This window comes from Acinetobacter sp. Tr-809 (assembly GCF_011753255.1).
Classification (GTDB): Bacteria; Pseudomonadota; Gammaproteobacteria; order Pseudomonadales; family Moraxellaceae; genus Acinetobacter.
Genome location: NZ_VWVZ01000033.1, coordinates 1 through 228, shown reverse-complemented (window position 1 = coordinate 228; position 228 = coordinate 1). Strand labels below are relative to the sequence as shown.

General features: G+C 45.2%; 1 protein-coding gene. It reads left to right on the top strand.

Annotated elements, in window-relative coordinates:
• Positions 1–228 (top strand): hypothetical protein (locus tag F3J02_RS18435; protein WP_167251637.1); only part of this gene is annotated, 228 nt, incomplete at both ends.

Here is a 228-nt window from a genome sequence, read left to right as displayed (position 1 = left end):
GTTCGAACACAATTGATGGAGCGATCACAAGCGTTAAAGATGCAGCTACCAAAGCGAAAACGACGGTTACAGCTGGAGATAACGTTGTTGTGACCCCAACGACGAATGCAGATGGTTCAAGCAACTACCAAGTATCGACAGCGAAAGATGTGAACTTCGACAAGGTGACTGTAGGAAGTGTAGTTGTTGATAAAACAACGAACACGATCAAAGGTCTGAGCAACACGA